This is a genomic window from Mucilaginibacter sp. PAMB04274, from assembly GCF_039634385.2.
In the GTDB taxonomy this organism is placed as follows: domain Bacteria; phylum Bacteroidota; class Bacteroidia; order Sphingobacteriales; family Sphingobacteriaceae; genus Mucilaginibacter.
Genome location: NZ_CP155081.2, coordinates 214,867 through 236,025 on the forward strand (window position 1 = coordinate 214,867; position 21,159 = coordinate 236,025).

At 42.1% G+C, this 21,159-nt stretch carries 19 protein-coding genes; 10 read left to right on the forward strand and 9 right to left on the reverse strand.

The window, feature by feature from the left end:
• Positions 1-5: 5 nt before the first annotated feature.
• Positions 6-998, forward strand: coding sequence for a hypothetical protein (locus tag ABDD95_RS00980; protein ID WP_345950034.1), 993 nt, complete (start codon positions 6-8; stop codon positions 996-998).
• Positions 999-1,008: 10 nt separating this feature from the next.
• Here ABDD95_RS00980 and ABDD95_RS00985 read toward each other — a convergent pair whose 3' ends face one another.
• From ABDD95_RS00985 to ABDD95_RS01000, 4 genes are all read right to left on the reverse strand, one after another.
• Positions 1,009-2,922, reverse strand: a complete 1,914-nt coding sequence (locus ABDD95_RS00985; RefSeq protein ID WP_345950035.1) for a DUF4153 domain-containing protein — start codon at positions 2,920-2,922, stop codon at positions 1,009-1,011.
• Positions 2,923-2,952: 30 nt separating this feature from the next.
• Complete coding sequence (locus tag ABDD95_RS00990) at positions 2,953-3,612, reverse strand: hypothetical protein (RefSeq protein ID WP_345950036.1); 660 nt, start codon at positions 3,610-3,612, stop codon at positions 2,953-2,955.
• A 67-nt stretch (positions 3,613-3,679) separates the two neighbouring features.
• Entirely contained in the window at positions 3,680-4,102 is a 423-nt protein-coding gene (locus ABDD95_RS00995) for a hypothetical protein (RefSeq protein WP_345950037.1), read from the reverse strand.
• 88 nt (positions 4,103-4,190) lie between these two features.
• A complete protein-coding gene (locus ABDD95_RS01000) occupies positions 4,191-4,565 on the reverse strand; it encodes a hypothetical protein (protein ID WP_345950038.1) in 375 nt (124 codons plus the stop codon).
• A gap of 158 nt (positions 4,566-4,723) precedes the next feature.
• Here ABDD95_RS01000 and ABDD95_RS01005 point away from each other — a divergent pair, with 158 nt between their 5' ends.
• Together ABDD95_RS01005 and ABDD95_RS01010 are read left to right on the forward strand one after the other, a co-directional pair.
• Positions 4,724-5,512 (forward strand): M48 family metalloprotease, encoded by a 789-nt coding sequence (locus ABDD95_RS01005; protein WP_345950039.1) that lies wholly within the window; start codon positions 4,724-4,726, stop codon positions 5,510-5,512.
• Between the two features lie 28 nt (positions 5,513-5,540).
• Positions 5,541-5,921, forward strand: a complete 381-nt coding sequence (locus ABDD95_RS01010; protein WP_345950040.1) for a hypothetical protein — start codon at positions 5,541-5,543, stop codon at positions 5,919-5,921.
• A gap of 39 nt (positions 5,922-5,960) precedes the next feature.
• On the opposite strand, the gene ABDD95_RS01015 is transcribed toward ABDD95_RS01010, so the two are convergent.
• Positions 5,961-6,488, reverse strand: a complete 528-nt coding sequence (locus tag ABDD95_RS01015) for a hypothetical protein (protein WP_345950041.1) — start codon at positions 6,486-6,488, stop codon at positions 5,961-5,963.
• 46 nt (positions 6,489-6,534) lie between these two features.
• Positions 6,535-7,698 carry a hypothetical protein gene (locus ABDD95_RS01020; protein WP_345950042.1) on the reverse strand — a complete coding sequence of 388 codons (1,164 nt, stop codon included), beginning with the start codon at positions 7,696-7,698 and terminating at the stop codon, positions 6,535-6,537.
• A 318-nt stretch (positions 7,699-8,016) separates the two neighbouring features.
• On the opposite strand from ABDD95_RS01020, the gene ABDD95_RS01025 reads away from it, so the two are divergent.
• The 4 genes from ABDD95_RS01025 to ABDD95_RS01040 are packed head-to-tail and all read left to right on the forward strand — an operon-like array spanning position 8,017 to position 14,792.
• Positions 8,017-10,728: a TonB-dependent receptor gene (locus ABDD95_RS01025; protein WP_345950043.1), complete on the forward strand. Its 2,712-nt coding sequence runs from the start codon at positions 8,017-8,019 to the stop codon at positions 10,726-10,728.
• Between the two features lie 12 nt (positions 10,729-10,740).
• On the forward strand, positions 10,741-12,102 hold the full coding sequence (locus ABDD95_RS01030; RefSeq protein ID WP_345950044.1) for a DUF4876 domain-containing protein: 1,362 nt from the start codon (positions 10,741-10,743) through the stop codon (positions 12,100-12,102).
• Positions 12,103-12,104: 2 nt separating this feature from the next.
• Positions 12,105-13,646: a DUF6850 family outer membrane beta-barrel protein gene (locus ABDD95_RS01035; RefSeq protein ID WP_345950045.1), complete on the forward strand. Its 1,542-nt coding sequence runs from the start codon at positions 12,105-12,107 to the stop codon at positions 13,644-13,646.
• 3 nt (positions 13,647-13,649) lie between these two features.
• The gene (locus tag ABDD95_RS01040; RefSeq protein ID WP_345950046.1) at positions 13,650-14,792 is read left to right on the forward strand and encodes a cytochrome c peroxidase; all 1,143 of its coding nucleotides are present in this window, start codon (positions 13,650-13,652) and stop codon (positions 14,790-14,792) included.
• A gap of 173 nt (positions 14,793-14,965) precedes the next feature.
• Here the strand turns inward: ABDD95_RS01040 and ABDD95_RS01045 are convergent, their stop codons facing one another.
• The 3 genes from ABDD95_RS01045 to ABDD95_RS01055 all read right to left on the reverse strand — a co-directional run bounded on the left by ABDD95_RS01045 (position 14,966) and on the right by ABDD95_RS01055 (position 17,362).
• Positions 14,966-15,769, reverse strand: coding sequence for a 1-acyl-sn-glycerol-3-phosphate acyltransferase (locus ABDD95_RS01045; RefSeq protein ID WP_345950047.1), 804 nt, complete (start codon positions 15,767-15,769; stop codon positions 14,966-14,968).
• A 153-nt stretch (positions 15,770-15,922) separates the two neighbouring features.
• Complete coding sequence (locus ABDD95_RS01050) at positions 15,923-16,471, reverse strand: dual specificity protein phosphatase (protein ID WP_345950048.1); 549 nt, start codon at positions 16,469-16,471, stop codon at positions 15,923-15,925.
• A gap of 6 nt (positions 16,472-16,477) precedes the next feature.
• Complete coding sequence (locus tag ABDD95_RS01055; RefSeq protein ID WP_345950049.1) at positions 16,478-17,362, reverse strand: YegS/Rv2252/BmrU family lipid kinase; 885 nt, start codon at positions 17,360-17,362, stop codon at positions 16,478-16,480.
• 554 nt (positions 17,363-17,916) lie between these two features.
• Between ABDD95_RS01055 and prs the strand changes: the two genes are divergently transcribed.
• The 3 genes from prs (at position 17,917) to ABDD95_RS01070 (ending at position 21,060) form a co-directional block, all read left to right on the forward strand.
• A complete protein-coding gene (gene prs, locus ABDD95_RS01060; RefSeq protein ID WP_345950050.1) occupies positions 17,917-18,825 on the forward strand; it encodes a ribose-phosphate diphosphokinase in 909 nt (302 codons plus the stop codon).
• Positions 18,826-19,064: 239 nt separating this feature from the next.
• Entirely contained in the window at positions 19,065-19,883 is an 819-nt protein-coding gene (locus ABDD95_RS01065) for a helix-turn-helix domain-containing protein (RefSeq protein ID WP_345950051.1), read from the forward strand.
• 46 nt (positions 19,884-19,929) lie between these two features.
• Entirely contained in the window at positions 19,930-21,060 is a 1,131-nt protein-coding gene (locus tag ABDD95_RS01070) for an NAD(P)/FAD-dependent oxidoreductase (protein WP_345950052.1), read from the forward strand.
• Positions 21,061-21,159: the final 99 nt, after the last annotated feature.

Genomic DNA, 21,159 nt, shown 5'->3' on the forward strand with positions numbered 1-21,159 from the left:
GCACAATGTCATTAAAAAGCCTTTCCAAAACGCGGTGGAAAATCGAACAAGATAAGGTCACTATTTACCCCTATGGCGTATTCTATATTTTTACCGCAATTATTGCCGTTTTGTTTACCGGACTGTTGTTAATTTATATTAACTATCAAAATACCACTATTGCTGAGTCGCTTCCGTTTGTGCTGTTACTGTTGCTAATGGTTGTAATGTTTTGGGGGTATGGAGCTACGCAAATTGAATTCGATAATAGCAGGGGAAAGATGCGTAAATTGCTAATGGGCTTCATCCCTGTGGCTAATGTACCATTCAGCAAGCTCCAGGGAATTAACGCAGTGAGCAATATGGCTGGAAGCTATAACTACCGGCTGTTTAAAAAAGATGCCAAATATGGAAGCGGTATTGTGGTTTCATCTGGTTACACTAAAAATGACGATGCTAATGCTGTTGCTTTTGTGGAAGAAGCAGTACCCATAATACATGGCTATCTTGACTTGCACGATTCGCCAGCTGATTATGTTGCAGAACCTATTACATCCTTCCGTTTTTTCAATCAAAATGGAAACCTGTATACAATTAAAAGTAAAAAGGGTGGGGCGATATTTTTTGGCTTGCTCTTTTTAGTGATTGGCCTCTCATTGTTGACCATAGAAACCAATGGTATAGTAGCTAAAATCTTCATTGTTGCAGCCACTCTTTTCCTGGCGCTTATTTTTTTCAACGCCGCCTATACTACGTTAACTTTTAACCAGGCTACGCAAACCATTGAACGAACCGGTGTTGCCAAATTTCTCAATCGCAGGTACCAATTTGGTGCATTTGCCGGCATTCAAACCCTGCGCAGGTCCATTAATTTTGTGTACGCGGGCACCGACATTAATATGTACTTTGATGTGCCCGGTAAAAATGGAAAGCAGGATTTGTTAACGGTCATCTCCCTTAAAAAAAGCGCCGATATTGAGCGCTTTATTCAAGAGTTGAACGTCATTATGACGATCTGATTAGTTGTACTTACTTATTAAATTTTATAAAGTAATAGGCACGAACAGAGTTAACCCTAACGCCATATTTTTTGGTATAATCGAAACTCATTTCCTGCACTTGTGCCATTACGGTTATACCCGATTTTGTTTGAGAAAGCCGGAGCATTTTTTGTGGCAGTAGATACCTTTTATCCAACCCTTGCGGCGTGCTTTGATCTTCGTACGGCTTTAAGTTTTCGGTTTGCTTCATTATCTGTTTAGCCAGGTCTGTTACCAGGAAGTTGAATTTATTTTTACCAATATTCAAAATCATGCTATCATATTCAAAGCTATCACCCTGCCTTATTAAATAGCCAGATACGGTATCAATGCTTACGGTATCAGCATAGGTTTCTTTAACCAACATGTAGTCATAACCCTTCAAATTTAACAACGCTTCTTTTGTGTGAATATAGTAGTTGGTATTCAACTCGTTCTCCAGTTGCTCTTCACTGTATTGCTGGCGGTATTCATACCCACCCAGTTTTAAATAGCTTTGTACCCAGTTCGTGCGGTATATTTTAAAACTGTCTTCGTCAAATACGATGTTTGTGTTGTTCTGCCAGCTTTTTCTGAGTGTGTTTTCTTGTTGCTCTAAATTTATACCCAGTAATGGCTGCAACGCTTGAAAATCATAGCGCTTTAAAATATAGTCGAGTGTGCTGGCCATACGTACGGCCGTATATGGCTTCACCTTCCGCTCGTCTACAGGCATCAGCTTGCCCTGTTTAACTAATTTTTCGCGGGCAAACAGGTTTAATAAAATTGCTCTTTGCGAATTGAGACTCACGGTGGTAGCGCTTTGCGGTCCGTAGATGATCAGCATAATGATCAGGAACAATGAAATGGGTATAGCTTTAATGGTAGCCTTTTTGTAAAAGAGGAAGTAGCCGATTAAAAACAATAACCAGGCAGCCAGTACTATCAAAAAATAACGGTATTGCGTTATGCCATAACTGTCAATCCGTTTGGTAACAGCTAATATCAAAAGTACCACAAGCGGCAGCAAAAACATATAAAAATACCGGCTGTAAACCCTGATCCAGCCGTTGCCTTCCTGGTCGCGAAGCGGATAAACCAGCAACATTGCCAGTAAGCCTAACCCTGCGTAACCTAAAATAAGGGCCGAAACCAAGCCTTTGGGCAAGGTCCATTCTACCAAAATTTTAACCTCGTAAGCCAGTAGTATGGCCAGGTAAATAGAGGCTAAGGGGATTAAAATATATTGACTGAAAAACTTTAGCCCTTTCGGGTAATTGCCTACGGCATCTGCATTTTGCATTTGTTCGGGTATCCCGGCCAAAAAGAACAAAGTATTAAAAAGGCCGAAAATCAGGATCCAGATGTACCGTAAATAGTTCCAGTTTAAATTTACGCCGAATATGTTATCAACTACGCCAAACGCGGCACTTAAGCCTGCCCCTAATACCAAACTATATAGTAACCCGGTTAGTAACCGAATAAATATGGTTTTATTGAAGTGCCAAAACGCGAGTGTATTGCCTTTGCCTGTAAATGCAGCAAATGATACCAGCAAATGCATAGCAATAAATAATAACGCAAAATGTATGTAATGCTGTGGATATACTTCGGGCTTGAAAATAAACAGAAACGACACCGCTGCTCCTGCTGCTATGTATCGAAGCGAACGCAGCCTGCTATCAGGCCATCCTTTATGAATTTTATAAAGGGAGACAGCCAAACTGAGTGGCATACCAATAGCGGCCATCATAAGTGTACGGGCGTACCATTGGTCGGTAACGTACCCGTAAAGATAGCTGGAGGAAAGTGATACAGCTGACCAGGTTCCGGCCAGTGCAAATAAAAATTCGAACGGAAACCGCTTTATGGTACTTACCACATAATTGAATAAGCGGTTAATTGACGGTAACTTGAAGGCCATAGATTAAATTAAAAATTTATTAAGCAGATGCTAAATAGGACCATAGCTTAGGCTAAGCTCGATGGCATAACGCTGGTTTGCCAGCCGGGTTATCCGGTCGATAGTTAAATATTGCCTTGGATCGGAGCCACCAAAATCAATTTCCTCTCCCAGGGTAAGGTTAGTACCCGAACCGGACTTGTCTTTCTCCAAACGGGCCGAAAGATTGTTTAGGGCCCTGTCGATTTCTAATGGCGTATCTAAACCTTTAATTGCCCTGCGCATCAGCGCAAGCCCCGTGTTGCTCCAATAAGTTACATTAGTGGTGTCGGCTTCAAACCGGGATGTCTCAAACCTAAAATCGAGTCTGTAATATTCGCACCCCGACTGCTTAATCGTAAGCTTATCGCCATCGTCAAAGGTCAATGTTTCGATACCTGTTCTATGATCGGCTTGCATGGTAAATGTTGCGGCAGGAAAAATATCTTTTTTAATCACCGGCTCTGCATTTCCTCGCGGACAATCATCTACAGTATCTGTAGCCGCCTCTTGCGCTGGTACAAGCACTGGTGCTTTAACCGGTGTTGTAACGGTATCTTGTTGGGTTGCATGCGTTTTTCGGGGTTGCTTGCAGGCCTGCAATAATACAGCGGTAAATAAGCAAAATATTATACGGCAGGATGTGCTTAAAGGGCGGTAAAAGTATGTCATTATAGTACGGAATTTTATTTAGCGTCAGTATGAAGCAAGTGTAGCCACTACGCTATTGGGCGTTTTACTAAAAAAATATGTCTATGTAATCGGTAGTTTCGCTATCGCAGTTCAGCATTTGCTGTAAGCGCCAATACTTCCTTTGGCCCGATGCCCGAAAAACGGCCTGTCCGTTTAATTCGCAAGGTTGGCCGTTGTTAATGGATGTAATACGACTAACTATCTTACCATTGAAGTATAAATTTCGACCAATTGGTTCAATGGTGCCTTTTATGGTTACATACTCATTATGGTTTTTGTCTCTTTGCTCACCTTCAATACTGTATGTGCCATTCTTGCTCGGTTTAATGGTAACCGTACCCGGCTTCACCTTATTAAAACTGATCCATTGGATAGTAAAAGAATGGGCGCCGGTTCTCATAGGCTTGAGCTGTGAGAACGCCGTTGTGGTTAACAGGAACAGCGCTGAGACGAAAAAAATAAATTTCATGAGAAGTAACTGCAATATCTTAATGAATACAAATAATAGACCTGCTGTTTTGGTTTAAGTTATGTTAAAATACTGTTCTTTTAGCTTACTATTTAGTATGCAGCTTATTGTCCAAAGCCTTTACGTCTGCATGGAAACGGTCAAGCCAGTCCTCACCAAACCTGATCTTTAATAGTGCAAAGTATTTTGGATTATCTTTTTCAAACCTTCTTCTTTCATCAGGTAGCCCCTCGCAACCACCTTCAATGCGCTGATAACGAATGTTCCACTTTTTAATAACACTATCAAAAGCAGTGTAATAACCTTCGGGCGGCGGTTCGCCGATGTGGTAATCAACCCATTTTAAGGAAGTGTCAATCTCGTTAACAGGAGGTGCCGTTTTAATATTTACAGGGCTGCTTGTTTGCCTGCATGAAGCAAAAAACAATGAAGCTGTCGCTGCATAAAGTATCAGGCGCGTCATGGGCTTTTGATTAGTTGCGTTTGCTCGTTTATATCGGTTAACCTCCTACTCGAATTTTCAAGGCGGCCTATCCCTCCAAACCAGAAACGCTTACATTCAAAACATTTGTGTAGTGCTTTTGTTGGAGATGGAACCACAATTAATCCAAGCATTCAACCATGAAAAAATCTTTCGTTTATTTAGCCGTTACCGGACTTCTGATGTCGACCGCGCCAATCGCTTCTGCGCAAATTAAACTTAATGCTAAGGGCTTAGGTGCCATTGGCAAAGGAGTAAAAGCCGTAACTTTTTCTGATGCTGATGCAGCTAAGCTGGCTGGAGAAGCAGTGGCTTACATGGATACACACAACCCTGTGGCTGCAGAAAATGATCCTTATACGGTAAGGTTAAAGAAGTTATTTGCCAAACATCAGAATGAAGGTGGCATGAAGCTTAATTTTAAAGTATATAAAGTAAAAGATATTAATGCTTTTGCCTGTGCAGATGGAAGTGTCCGGGTGTTTTCATCATTAATGGACATCATGACGGATGAGGAACTTTTAGGCATAATTGGACACGAAATTGGCCATGTAGCTAATAAGGATTCCAGAGATGCTGTAAAAAGTGCCTATAAAAGAGAGGCTATGATGGATGCAGCAGCTTCGCAATCGGGGGTGGTTAATACACTTTCTCAAAGCCAGTTGGGTAGTTTTGCCACAGCTTTGTTAGATAGTAAGTATAGCCGGAAACAAGAGAGTGAAGCCGACGATTATTCCTACAATTTTATGAAGCAGCATAATTATAAAGTAACGGCATTAGCCAGCGCTTTTAAAAAGTTTGCTGATATGGAAAAATCGTCCGGAACGGAAAGAAGCAAGTCTGAAAAAATGTTGAGTTCACACCCGGATAGCTCAGAACGTGCAGCAAAGGTAATAGAGAAGGCTAAAAAGGATGGCTTAGCAGGTTAAGGTACCTCTGATAGCGCTAATTTACGTAATGACAAAGGTCGTAAAACCGCAGGGCGGATCTGTTACCGCTATGCCAGAGACTATTGCAGAAACCGTGCTTAACACAAAAATGTCCGATCAGGAATATGAAGCGTTAGTGCACGGTTTCTGGCCCAAAGATATGGAAGACCGATGGTTGATGTATGTGGAAGCTGAGTGGGTTTACCTACACCGAAGTTGGACAGGACACTGTGTTTTTAAGGCGAGGGTAGAGGTGCATGGAAATTTGCACGTGTTAACCACACTCCACATCAACAGGGATGTTAGCCAATACAAGTCAACCAATTTGGGAGCTGATATTGATGAATTCAATTCTGTTTTAAACAGTTTGATTAGTAAAAATCTTCAAGTTGAAGATCATACGTCTTAGGCTATAATATGCCTTTATTGGTTTAACAAACGTCTCAACTTACGGATTGCAAAGCGCTGATACAAAATCTTTAGTTGTATAGGCTTTATAAATCTTGCTGGCAGTACGGAGTATTTCGGTAGCCTTACTATCAGCCGGTATAATTTTTTGTCCTTTCATTACCCTTACAGGTCGGCCATTTTTAATGTAGTAGCGGTATTGAGTTTTGGTCACCTTACCAATCGCAGGTCCGCCTACAATGGTTTCCAAACAAAATATGGTTTTGCCTGCACTGTAGTAGTATTCATTTACCCAGCTTCCATCTCCTATCGAACCGGATTCTGTGATCCTTACAATCTCCTTATTTTTTAAAAAATAGGTTATCACACCGCCGTCCACACATCCCGAACTTTCGTAGGTAAAGCGCTGTGTATTTAGCTTAAGCGAATTAATGGTTTGATATTGCTGTCGAATGGCTGCAATATCTTGTTCACTACTTACGGACTGTGCATAAACCGGCACACAGGTCGATAAAAAAAGGAAGAAAAGAAATTTGACTTTATTCTGTATTACAGGGGATGGCTTCATTTAAATTTATTTGAGTTAACGTTTATTAACGTGGTAGCTGTAATCATCAACTACCTCTTTTATTTTGGTCTGAATATACTGTGCCGTACAAGTGATTTGGTTTCAGGTAAATCAAATTGTTTTGAAAATCAAGAATCGTGTTAAACCTTTTCAAAACATCGGTTCCCAAAATATGGATGTTGACACCGCGCATAGGCTTGTTTTGTTCCATAATTTGAGCAGGAACATCTCTTAGTTCAAGGTTACCAAGTTTCAATATTTCTAAGCTTGCTGTAGTCACGGGTACTTCGTTGCCCCTTACCCCATGCATAATTGTTTTTTTGATAACCGCCATTTTTTCAGTTGGAAACCGCGCCTCACGCAGCAGATCGTTATCGAGCATAACGGTTCTTTGGTAACCCAAATCAAACAGAAACCAGCCTTTGTTTTTATTTCCGCTTTGTGTGAGTTCACTTTCAATAAAGGGCCGGTTTTTAATATAACGTATCTTAAACTTGGAGTACTTTCGGTCATGCATAAGATGCTTCGGCATTTTGGAGTGAAGGATTAGTTGATTGTGATCATAATCAAGTTCTACAATCATGCCGTCAAACAAGTCCCATCCTAGCAGGCCGTCTGTGTTGTTCCCAGCAAGTTGTATATCATAAATTTTGCTGTGATATGTTTGGTTTCCAATTTTGATTCCATAACGGGTTTTATAAAGTTCAGGATGAGACTTGACCTTTTGTTTAAGTGCATCATTCGTGAAGGAAACTTCAGTTGCGCCGGTATCGAAATTCAGCATGAGTGTATCTGCGTTGTTAAATACAACAGGTATAAAATTGGTATTGAAGCTGTTTACAAAAAAGGGAATAGTGTCATGAATTTCTACCGGCAGTTTGCTGAAGTCTTTTACCTCGGGGCCTTCAATTCTGGTGAGGCAGGAATCTTTGCCGTTGAGCAATACAATAAAATCTTTTTGCTGTCCGGGTGCAATTTTAAATTTTATCGAATCAATATCTGTTTTAAATTTTACCGTTTTACTTTCCGTCAGTTTCCCTGTAATAAAAATATCCGGTTTTATTTTTGGATTGATGGTCCAGCCCGATACAGGGTTATCCTGTTCAAAAAACTTAGCCTGATTGGAAGTTGCATTGACAACAGGAAGCTTTGGTTGTGCAATTGCTGGATAAAACCAGGAAAAAGCGATGAACAAAAGAAGAAATTTCATGACAAAAGTGCTTGGTAGTTAAGTGATAAATATAGCAACATTATAGTTGCTGGAATAATCCGTGGCAAGCGGCTGTAAGAACAAAAAACATGCGTAGGCAAATTGATCCTAAGTATTTGCGTTTCCGTTATATTAAAGCTGGCAAGAACGTTAAAAGCCTTGAATGAGAAAAGCGCTGAAGCGGCAGCGCCAAAAACACCCTTATCATCGGCAGTGTTTCTGTGCCGGCAATTTAGCTGTCAAAAACTTTGCTTACATCTTTGATGATTATGGAAAAAAAGTGTTTCTTTGTTTTTAATTAGATTTAGTCTAAATAAGGTGAAGAGATTTTTACTTTTATTATTTATCCCGCTAATAAGCCAGGCTCAAACTATTGCCACATACCAAGGGCAGGTTTTAGACAGCAAGAAAAAGCCAATTGAATTTGCGACAGTCTTAGTACAAGAGACGGGCATAACAGCTTATTCAGATGTTGCCGGCAAGTTTAAGTTCCCCATTAATGTCAGGCAATTCCCTGTTATCACCTTGAAAGTTTCTTTTGTTGGCATGAATACCATTTTGGCAAAAGTGAACCTGCAAAATCCGAAGCATGAAACGGTCTTCATCTTACAGGAATTAACCCTAACGCTTAACGATGTACAGGTAACCGAAAAGCAAAAAGGAGAGAACTCAAACTCTTCAATTACATTCGACAGGCAGGCCATTGAACAAGTACAAGCTTTCAGTCTTACCGATATTTTGAACTCCTTACCTGGCAAGGCCACCGTTGCACCCAATCTGCAAACGATGCAAAATTTAACCTTACGCACTGCAGCTACAGGGGCAAGCGCATCAAATAATTCAATGGGCGTAGCCATCATTGTTGATGGCGTTCAGCAGTCTAACAATGCCAATATGCAAAACGTCAATATTGGCACCCTGGGCTTAAGCCGGGCACAAATAACAGATAGCCGTTATAATGGTATTTATGACGCTACATTTTCAGGCTTAGATTTACGCAACATTCCGGCCGATAATATTGAAAGCATTGAGGTTGTACGCGGTGTGGCCTCGGCGCAATATGGAGATATAACCGATGGCGCAGTAATTTTAAACAGGCAGGCAGGCAAAACTTTTTATCAGTTTAATGCCCGTACTACGTATGGTTCTACAAATTACGCTTTGGCTAAAGGGTATATGCTTGGTAAAAGAGCAGGAGCCATCAACGTAAATGTAAATTTTTTACGCAGCTATCAAGACCCACGAAATAGTGTAAAATCTTATGACAGGGTTAGCACTGGCGTGATGTGGACCAGCTATCTGTCCAAAGGTATTAGAAATACATTGTCGGTTGATTATAATACCAAATTTGACGATATAAAGCTTGATCCCGAAGATATACAAGGGCGACGCACTTTTTCAAAGGACCGCCGGTTAAGTATTGCCGAACGCTTCTCCGCAACTATCAACAGTAAGTACCTTAAGCGTATAAACTTCAACGGCGGGTTCAGTACAGCTTATTCTGAATCGTATGCTGAGTATGAAATGCGGCGTGGTGGTTTATTGCCCATTGCTTCGAAAGATACAACCGGTGTTTATGAGGGGTACTTCGTGCCCGGCGATTACCGCTCGGTACAACATACCGTAGGCAAGCCTGTTAATATTAATGCAACCCTAAGCTTTTTAGGGCAGTTCAATATTGGTAAGGTGTTCCACCGGTTCAATCTGGGTACAACTTTGTCAACCTCCTCCAACAAAGGTGCCGGTGTGCTCGAAGACCCTGACAACCCAAGATGGCGTAACCAAGGCAACAAAAATAGTCGTCCTTATGACTTTCAGCTGCTACCCGCCCTAGTTAATCTGGGCATATATGCCGAAGACAATTTCAGGATTAAGGTATTGAACCGGTATTTGAGTGTAACGCCTGGCATACGGTATGATGAGCAGAATGGTTTCGGGAATGTTCAGCCCCGTATCAACACCAGCTACCAGCTATCAGAGCAATTACAATTTACGCTGGCGTACGGTATCGCCACTAAGTCGCCTACAATGGCTTATCGGTACCCAGGTCCGGTATATTACGACTTTCCATTAATCACTTACCGGACACCAGATAATAACATTGATCAAAGTTTATTTTTGGTGTATACCCAAAAGGTAACTCCAGACAACACGGATCTTAAGCCAACTCGTTCAAGCCAGCTTGAAGCCGGCTTAAAATTCAATCATAGCCTGTTTGATGTATCGGTGTTTGGATATATGAAAAAAAACAGGGGCGGCTTCAACGGCATATCAACCCCTCGGTCGTTCATTGTACCTAAATATAATTACGTTGTGGCAAGCGGACAAAAGCCGAATTATACTTTCAGTGGGCAATATGAACTACTTATTGGAAGCAGTTTAACAGATACCCAAATAAGCAATGTGGTGAATACTAATGACTATGGTGCCGAAATATTTGTTAACACAAAGAAAATTGAAGCCATAGAAACATCCGTAGGCGCCAATGCTTCTATCATCTACAGCAAGTATAATAACTTGGGTGAGCGTTATTCTCCAGCCGACCCCTTAAAGGCATTGGCGGGTGGCGCTGCGTGGTGGGGTGTATATAATGGTAATCAGTACCAAAACTGGGCCATTACCAGCAAATTTACTACTACTACACACATACCCAAGCTGGGATTTGTAGTAAATGTTATTGCAGACGTTGCCTGGTTCAATTCTCAACGTACGTTGGATGCAAGTAACGTTCCGGTAGCCTATCTGGATAAAAATTTAAACAGGCATCCTATAACATCTTTTGACATTAATAATCCCGATTACGGATACCTGGGCTATATCGGAACGGAATCCAGCTATGTTAAAGTTCCTATTGTTTATGGAAACATCTCTATGCGAATTGCCAAGGAGATTAGGCAACGAATAAGGTTTGCAATAAGCGCTTATAACGTGTTTAACCTAATGCCGCGTTATCAAAACCCCGAAACTCAGCAGGTATATGCCCCTAACAGCCCGGTAGCTGTTAGCGCTGAACTATCTATTAAAATTTAAACTCTTAACAATATGAAAAAGGTAAATTTACTATTACTGCTTAGCTTGTTTTTTATTGCCGCTGGTTGTAAAAAAAGCCAGGGGCCCGATGCAGGAGAGGTCTCCATGAGCCTTACGGTATCGTTCGATGATCAGCTAAAAGAATATAACTTTTCAGCGTTAAATACAGAGGTTACTATTACCAACTTAATTACTGGGCAAACCAACAAAGCAACTGCCAATGAAAAAGGAACTGTAACCTTTGGCAACATTACCCAAGGTACTTACAATGTTACTGCAGCATTAAAAATGTCTGCCAAAGATTATAATGCTCAAACAAATGCCTATGTAACTGATGATGTTGTTTTCAATGGCTCTTTGGGCAACCAAAGCGTTACAGCCGCTAATACCCAGCTGTCTCTGGTGTTAAAGAGCGGGCGATTGGGCGGTTGGGTAATTAAACAAATTTATTACGCCGGATCAAACCAAAAGAACGGTGCTATATTCAGAGATCAGTTTTTGGAAATCTACAACAACTCTAACGAGTTGATGTATGCTGACAGCCTGTATTTTGGTCAAATAGAAGGGGTAGCTACAGCCATATCAAAAATTGATCAATCGAAAGGGTTTTATTTGCAGTCTGGCCAGTTTGATTGGAGCAAGGCAATTGGTAATACAGTGAGCAAGGCAAATGAAAATTATTTGTATGCCGCCTCTCTGTATATGATTCCAAGTGATGGATCGGGTAAAAAATATCCTGTACAACCCGGTGGCAGTATCATCATCGCTCAAAATGCACAAAATCACAAAGTATCATGGAGTGGTAACGGCACCACTTATGCTGTTGCTGATCCAAGCCTTACTGTAGATCTTAGCCATGCAGATTTTGAAGCTTATTTGGTTGATTATTTAAAAGTAACCAAGGGCACCACTAAAAGCTTTGCTTCTGATGCCGATAACTTAAATGTGACTAACCTGAACATTGTTGTTGAATATAATAACGACTTTATTATGGATAACCTGGGTCGTGACGGCTTTGTAGTATTTAAAACAACAAAAGATTTAAAACAATATGCACTGATTCCGGCCCCAGACGTAAAAAGCATTACCAATGACACTAAGTACAAACTGCGTATTCCGAAAGCAGAGGTTACCATCTTTGACGCTGTAGATATTCAGCCTACATCAGCCGATGCACGCATCCCTAAGAAGTTCACTGATGATTTGGACGCGGGATTTGGTATGGTACCAGGTGGTTCCTACTCCTCTCAATCTATCATACGTAAAACCAGCAAAACGGTTAATGGCCGCCGTGTGCTTATGGACACCAACAATTCCAGCAACGATTTTGATTATCTTGATCGGGCGGACGCTACTAAAACCATTTTCAAGTAAGGATGAAGCACTTGTTTATAGGTTGGTGTTTATTGCTATTATCGGTAACAGCTTGCGCGCAGGCCGTTACCGATAGTTTGTATCTGTACAAGCAAAATTTTGAGAATTTGCAGTTTTCAAAAAAAGCAGTTTCCCAACTTTTGGTGGTACCTGTTGAAAGGGCAAGTCAGGTACAGTTAAAGGTATCGGGCGAGTCTGGTGGCTACAGGCTTTCACAAGTGGCACAACGCACCACACTTGCCGAATTTAGTGCCGAAGGAATTGCCTCGCTGCGTAAATTTAAGGTGTCGGGCTATTTTTCGTACCAACATAGGGCCGACGACAGCCTGGCCTGGACACAGCAAGGACTGCCGGATGAAGATCGGCCCTACTACTTTGCATCAGCCAAAGCCGGACCTTATCAGCGCGACCAGTTTTATATGGGTGGGCAATTAAGCTTTCAGCTTTCTCCAAAACATTGGTTTATAGGTACAGGAATTGATTACTTGTACAATACGGCAACGCGTTCTGTGGACCCGAGGCCGGATGTAAAGATTTTCAGGATTATGATAAAGCCTGAATTAATTTATCGGTCAAACATGCACACCATTGGGGTAGGCGTGAGTTGGGGCACGGGCTATGAGGATAATGGCATAGCCTACGCCAGCGATCGCTACCGCGAAAACACATCTGATATTTATAAACCCTGGATAACTTATTTTGTAACGGGTTATGGTTCTGCTTATCCCCAACGATCAAACTTAACAATAAACAGAAATCAGCGATACAAAGGTTTGAACGTAAGTTATAGCGGCAGTATCATCAACTGGAATATCAAAGCAGTGGCCGCATACTTACTCAATGAAGAAAACAATAAGTCGGGTTTAATCACCAGCCTTAACTTTGACAATATTGCCAATTATCAGGCAGACCAACTGGATGCGGCGTTGTTATTATCACATCAAACAAATAAGCTAAGCCAGCAAGTAAAGCTCCATATATGGTTAGATGATGGCAGCGGTTTTTACAATCGTATTGGCGCAACAAATTATTACGTCAGCCACAAAAAATACAGCGCTGAGTATAATGTTATGTTAAATAAATTTAAGCACATTGTGCCCGGGTTTACCGCAGGGGCATTGTACCAAGATATAAGCAGGCGTGATTTGAGTGTTTATGCCAGTAATCGTTATACTTGGTTGCAGCCAAGTGTTGGTATAGCGCTTTACAATCATATAAACAACCAGAACGATTTATCGGTAAAGGTAAGCGTTTTAGCGCTGGTCCCTCTTGAAAACAATCTTATTGCTCCTGAATCTACCGTTACAGAATTTACAAAAGGTGTAGTTTATCCGGATTATTACTTCTATAAAAGCTTTAGCGGGGGGATGATGGCTACACTAAATTATGTGAGCTCCAACTTATTAAAAGGCTACCGTACCGGTTTCGGTCTGCAAACTGGTTTAAACCGCAAACTTAGTTCGCCGGCGGTGTTACTGCCTGCCGCTTTTGCTCCAGGCACAAGCAGGCTATCCTATGCCCTAAACCTAAATTTATATTTTTAGCAGATGAAGAAGGTACTGCTCTCTATCACAGCCTTGTTGTGCATTATCATACATTTTTCTTTTAACAGCACCATAATATTGACTTTTAACGGGCTGAACGCTGATTCATTGCGGGCCATTTACAACCAATCACCCGATAGATGGCCTAAGCCTGATGTTGATCCGGATATAAAGTGGACTGAGTTAGGTATGCTGCCTAAAGCACCTATATCTGCACAGTCTGTAAAGGATAAGGAGATGATTGAATTAGGTAAGGTTTTATTTTATGACCCGCGATTGTCTGGTTCTAATCAAATATCGTGCATAAGCTGTCATGCGCCCGAAATGCATTGGTCAGACGGGCGACAGGTCTCTTTAGGACACAATCAAATGGCCAATTCACGTAATGCACCATCCCTGGAAAACGTATGGTTTTACAAAATGCTTTTTTGGGATGGACGCGCGAAAGACCTGGAAGAGCAATTAACCGGTCCGATAGCTTCAGATATCGAAATGCACCAAAATCTTAAGGAGCTCCCTGGTAAATTATCGCTTATAAAAGGATACCCACCGCTGTTTGCCGCCGCCTTTGGCAGTAAAAATATTACGCAGCAACGCATAGCCAAGGCACTGGCTACTTACCAGCTTACCTTTACCAGCCGGAAGTCAGATTTTGACTATTTCTTACAAGGCAGTAGTAAGCGCCTTACAGACCAGCAAATAGAAGGCTTACATTTATTCCGTACAAAGGCACGCTGTATGAATTGCCATAACGGGCCGCTTTTTACTGACAATGAATTTCATAACGTTGGTCTTACGTATTATGGCCGTGATAAGTATGAAGATTTGGGCAGGTACAACATCACCAAAGATCCGAAAGATGTAGGCAAGTTTAAAACTCCTGGCTTACGAGATGTTATGCGTACCCGGCCATGGTTTCACAACGGTTTGTTTGATAATATGGAAGGTGTATTGAACATGTACAACGCAGGGATGGCTCAGCCCAAACCTAAACCTAATCAGGTTAACAATCCGTTGTTTCCTAAAACAGATGTACACCTAAAAAAATTAAATCTTACAAAAGAAGAACGGGCTGCAATTATTGCATTTTTAGAATCTATAACCACTGAGCCCTGGAGAATTACTAAACCCGTTTTGCCGCAGTAGCATAATACAAGCCTAGCGCTAACGACTGGAAAAACGAATGATTATAAGGCAGATGTATTGCCTACCCAACTGGTGAATGTTGAATGGGACGACCGTTGGAACGGGCAGCATTGAACGGATAAACTGGTATACCAAATTCCGCTGTGATGCCTTTGTAAGAACCCGACTCATGGCTAGAGGCGATTGCCCATTGCGTAAGTGTGCGTTCTGAGTTGATGGAGTGATGTTTCCGGTCTGGGGTCCAAATCAACACCTGGAATTAAAGGTTTACCGATACGCACATGAAGCACTTTCCCCTCTTTGTTAAAAAGCTCCGTAGGCAACATTGCAGTCTGCAAACTTGGATGAAGCATGCGAAGCAGGCTGAAGCCAAAACCATTATTACCATGAAAATATATAGGTAGTACAGGCACATTGGCCTTGGCAATTAGCTTGCCCACTACAGGATGCCATTGGCGGTCTGTGATAGACCGGCTTTTTAGATCGAATGCTGAAACTTCGCCGGCCGGAAAAATTGCAACCGGTGTGCCTTGCTTAAGTTTAAGTAACGTTGTCTTAATTCCGCTGATGCTTGAAGAATCTTTTACTTTTTCAAAAGGGTTAACCGCTATAATGTATGGAGCCAGGTTAGGCACCCGTTTAAGCAAAAAGTTACCCATGAACAAGGTGTCGGCCCTTTTTGCAACCAGGAGGGTAAGCAGCGCTAGCGATTCAATTGCACCATATGGATGATTGGCTACAACCACGAATGCACCGTTGGCTGGAATATGCTTGAGTTCGTTTTCATTTACATTTAAAGTAACGCCTAAATAGTTTAATGCAAAGTTGGTAAAGGCCGGGCCATCTAACTCGCCCGCTTGCTGCATCATCAGGTTAAACGCATCAATATTAAGTAACTTCATCAGCAAACGGGCCACACCCGGCAGCTTTGCCGTACCCGTTACTTTAGAGATGTCTTCGATAGAAATAGCCGGCATACAGCAAAATTACCCGGGCTATATGAATTGAATAGGTTGTTACTATTAAATTTGCCGCAACGGTATCGTCAAGGCGTTTGCAGGTAGCTTTACAAAGGGATTTAATTTCGGTGTAATTAATATTCAGGCTGCTTACACTTCAGCACATGTGCGTTAAGCACCTGGTACTTTACTACTGTTTTGGTAATATTGCTCCAGTTCTTTCAACCTGGCTATTTGGGACGGACGGGGATTAATGAAGGTGCGTACCTTTTTCACTAAAGCAAAAGCATCATCAAAAGTTAAACCGGTTTTAATCAAGTAAGCGATAGTCATGGTTGGTCCTCTGCCTAGCCCTTGCCTGCAATGAATATACACCTTACCACCATCAGCTACGGCCCTGGCTGCAAAATCAGCGCCTTTTACCAGTGCTTCTATGGTGGGCGGCGTGTTATCCTCTGTGGGTAAATGCAGGTAGCTAAACCCATCGTATTGGGCCTCGCTGTATACAGAGTGTATACGCATATTGATGATGGCTGTTACGCCAAGCGCTTTCAATTTACGTAATCCCAGCAAATTATACTGACTCCCTAAAAACAGATCGGCTGTAATTTGGCTCCGCTTCAACGTGGGCATACCGGCTATCAGTCGGTATACATTGTCATATATTTTCTGGAAAAATATGACAATCAAAACAATGATACTTTTGATTTTAGCAAGCATAAGAATTTAGATTTCGGCCGGAACCGCAATACGTATAGCAGCCGGTACAACCTTAATATGCAATAGTTGGGCTACCTGCTCACTATCGTCACAAATAAAACGTTGGTCAGCGTCTGTTTGAATAATGATTTCTTTGCACTGCCAATGCTTAATAGCATCCGTTTCATTTTGCAGCAAGGTACTGCCGGCAGCTTTAAGTAGTGATGTAAAGCTGGCATCCTTTAACAGGATAGCATCCAACCAGCCATCCGTAATACTTATACCGGGTTGTAAAGCAAAATCGCCAATGCCTATATTGCCTGAGTTGGTAACTGTTAATGATACGCCTGTTTCTTCAACGGCTTTTCCGTCAATAGTGAGGCGGTAGGTAACAGGTTTTGCCTCTGCAATAGTTTTAACCGCTGTTACCCCGTAAGCCAGCTGCCCAATCTGATCTTTTAAATCCCGATCAGCCTGCAAAACCATATCTGCCATAATTCCTAAGTTTATCCGCAGCAAAAAAAGGTGATCATTCACAATACCCATATCAACTACTTTCAATTGCAACTTGCCGTTAACCAGTAATTCCAGCGCCGCTTTAGCGTCTACAGGCACACCAAGCTCCTTGGCCATCACATTGGCCGTTCCGCCCGGTATGATGGCCATTGGTGTTGCTGTACCCTGTATGGCGCCTGCAACATCTGTTACACAACCATCGCCGCCATAAACGGCAATCAGGTCTGTCTTACCTATCAGCGCTTTTGCAATCTCCCCAGCGCTAAAGTTTCTTTTTGTAACAGACAGTTCCCACTCTATTCCAGTGTTATCCAAAGTTTGATTAATGTAAGACAAAATAGGTTCTTCTTTACCAGAGGCCGGATTGATGATAAAATGAATATGGTTAAATTTCATATGAACCTTCTTTTTTACAGGCTGCAACACACAACCGTAGGTATAGTTTTTTAACAAATATTGCCAGCACGCCCACCTGCTTAAATATTTACGTAAGTTATGTAGAGTTAAAGCCCTGTGAAGTTTGCTGACTTTTAGTAGGAATTAAGCGGTTTAATAATTTTGAGCAATGGTATGTATTTATAAAATAGCCAGCCGTCTTTTAGCTCTGTTGCCCATTGGCTCCTTCAGCATATCCGATAAATTATTAAATGCAAATAAAAACAGGCCAAGGCCACTCCAAAACAATAATATAATTTTCCAACATGGCACCGGTCTTTTAATAAGTGTATAAAGTAACACAAACAACTAACGTATTATTATACAGATGGTTTAGCCTTACATATTACGCTACCGTTAAGTAATTACATGAGCCATTTGTTGAAAGTGTTTAATGCTCTCCCATTTACATGAGTTAGAGCTATGCTAACCTGCATAATGAGTTACATGCTGCATTTGACGGAAAGCTGATTAATACCACTATTTTTGACAGGTAAAACGCCAGTACAATGGATATGAAAAAGATACTATTTGCCATTAAAGAATATGAATACCTGGCCAAAAAATTACTGGTCTGTGCCGACTTTGAACAAGGCATACTGGAAGTAAGCCAGTTTACTGACGGTGAACGGTACCAGCGCATTATTTCTGTAATTGAGAACCGGGATGTGGTGCTGGTTGGTGGTACGGTAAGTGATGAAGCCACACTTGAGCTGTATGATCTGGCATCATCTCTGGTAAGTTACGGTGCTAATTCTTTAACGTTAGTTATTCCTTATTTTGGATATTCGACCATGGAGCGGGCTGTATTGAGCGGCGAGATTGTAACCGCTAAAACCAGAGCCCGGCTGTTATCCAGCATCCCTAAATCAAACCGGGGTAATAAGGTTTTGCTTTTTGACCTGCATTCAGAGGGCATTCAGTATTATTTTGAGCATGATTTGTACCCGGTACATGTATACTGTAAACCTATTATAATGGCAGTTGCCAGGCAGTACGGGGGCGATAATTTCGTGATGGCCAGTACCGATGCCGGTCGTGCTAAATGGGTAGAATCATTGGCGAACGATTTAGGCGTTAACGCCGCGTTTATACTGAAACGCCGCCTCAAGGGCGACCATACCGAGGTAAGCGCTATCAATGCAGATGTAGCCGGCAAAACGGTTGTGATTTATGATGACATGATTCGCTCTGGCGGCAGCATCATCAATGCAGCTAAAACTTATAAAGAAGCCGGTGCGGCCGATATTTTTGTAATTACCACCCATGGTCTGTTTGTAAATGACGGTATTAACAAACTTCGAAACAGCGGGCTGATTAAAAAACTGATCTGTACAGACTCGCACGCTAACACCAGGTTGTTTAGTGATGATGATTTTGTTGATATCAAAAGCCTGGCTCAACTCATTTGTGAAGCAATTTAATCGTTTTATAATTGCAGGAAACAGGCCGCCAATAGGCGGACGTATACATATATAGGCAATTTGGGCGTTGTGCTGTATAGCTTGTTGAAGTATTTTACCACCCTGCTCTATACGCTTAACACTTCAATTGGTGGGAGCATGCCAATGGATTGCTTGGCTACTTTTGGTAAGATTTTGGAATAATTGGGAAACGACGGGTTAACTTTAGTATTTCATTACCTTTAACTCGAATACGTAATATGAAGCACCAGGAAATTGAATCTCCCGAAGAGTTACGGGATGCCATACAGTGCTTTTGGTACACCAGCATCGATTTTGGAGAACACCTATCGACCTTTGAAGTGCTTCCCGACGGTTATGCGGAAATCGTTTTTATTTTCGGGAGTACCTGTAGCATTTCTACGCCCGGGGGCTTGCAGCCACTGCCATCACCGTTCATCATGGGGCTGTTGGGGCAGCCGGTTATCTTGCATGCAACTAACCATTTGCAGGTGATAGGTATCAGGTGCTTTCCGTGGACCGTTTTCGATTTGCTTGGACTCAAGCCGGGGCAGGATCGCGTGCACGTATTTAAACACCCAATTGCCCGTTTACAGTCTTCGCTCAGCCAGTTAGTTCAAGTTGGTAAAATTGAAGAAGCACTGGAACATGTTAAACAATATTTCCTGAACGCAAGAGAGGGAATTGCCGCTAATAGTTTGTTGTTTAAAGCGGGCGTTGCCATGCGCAAAGCAAACGGTACTTTACCCGTAAGCCAGGTAGCCGCCGCCGCTCACGCCACAGTGCGCACACTCGAAAGAAACTTTAAACAATCTACAGGCTATACGGTGAAAGACGTTTCTGGTTTGATGCGCTTTGAGCAGGTACGAAACCATCTATGGCTTAATCCCGACGCTAATCTTGCTGGCTTAGCTCACGAACTGGGTTATGCAGACCAAGCCCACCTGAGCCGCGATTTTAAGCGCTATACCGGGACCACGCCAGCCGCGTTTGCCCGAAAAGTACGAAAGGGAAAACAGACCATAACCGAAGACTTTGTCGCATTTGTACAAGCCTGATGCCGAGGCATTGTTGAATTTTGCAGGTAAATAACCATGCAAATTCATGTTACTCCGAAATAAAAATGTTGCCGTTATAGGCGCTGGGCCGGTTGGCCTTACCATGGCCCGGTTACTACAGCAAAATGGCGTAGAGGTAACCGTTTATGAAAGAGACAAAGACCCACAGGCAAGAATTTGGGGCGGCACACTCGATCTTCATAAAGATTCAGGACAGCAAGCCTTGAAAAAGGCAGGATTGCTGCAAACCTATTATGCCAAAGCTATGCCCATGGGCGTTACCATGGCCGATGAACAAGGTAAGGTATTGTTCACTAAAACCCCCACACCCGAAACTCAGTTCGATAATCCTGAAATAAACAGGAACGATTTAAGAACTATATTACTGAGTAGTTTAACCGAAGGTACAGTAGCTTGGGACAAGAACACCATAGGACTTGAAGGACACTGCGGAAAATGGCTGCTCCATTTCGAAAATCAACACACTAAAACCGCTGATCTGGTGATCGTTGCGAATGGTGGTATGTCAAAAGTCAGACACTATGTAACAGACATCCAAGCGCAAGAAACAGGGACGGTGATTATACAAGGAGATGTACCCCAACCCGAGATAAACTGCCCGGAATTTTATAAGTTATGCAACGGGAACAGGCTCATGGCAGCTTACCAAGGTAATTTATTGGTAGCAAACCCTTATAATAACGGCGTGTTAACTTACGGCGTCATCTTTAAGAAGCCTGAGGAGTGGGCTCACGCTTATGAATTAGACTTTCAGCGCAGGGACAGCATCTGTGCTTTTCTTTCCAACAGGTTATCTGATTGGGATGATCGTTACCAGCGATTATTGAGCGCTACATCTGCTTTTTGGGTATTGCCTACAAAAAAATTACCGCTGAACAAACCCTGGAACAAGGCGCGCCCCTTGCCTATTACGCTTATTGGAGACGCCGCGCATTTAATGCCACCCTTTGCAGGAAAAGGCGTAAATACAGGATTAATGGACGCCTTGATTTTATCGGAAAACGTCACTAGCGGAAAATACAAGACCATAGAAGCGGCCATTAGCAATTACGAACAGCAAATGTTAGTGTATGCCGCCGCTGCACAGCTCGAGTCGGCCAATAATGAGATAGAGATGCGACAACCCGACTTTTCCTTTCAAAGGTTTATTCATTAACAAGCTGCAGGCAGTGTTTTTGTCGTGTTTTTACAAGCCTAACCGGAGTGCAAGCCCGAATTTTGTTGTCACCCATCTCAACATGGTAAGATGGATTTA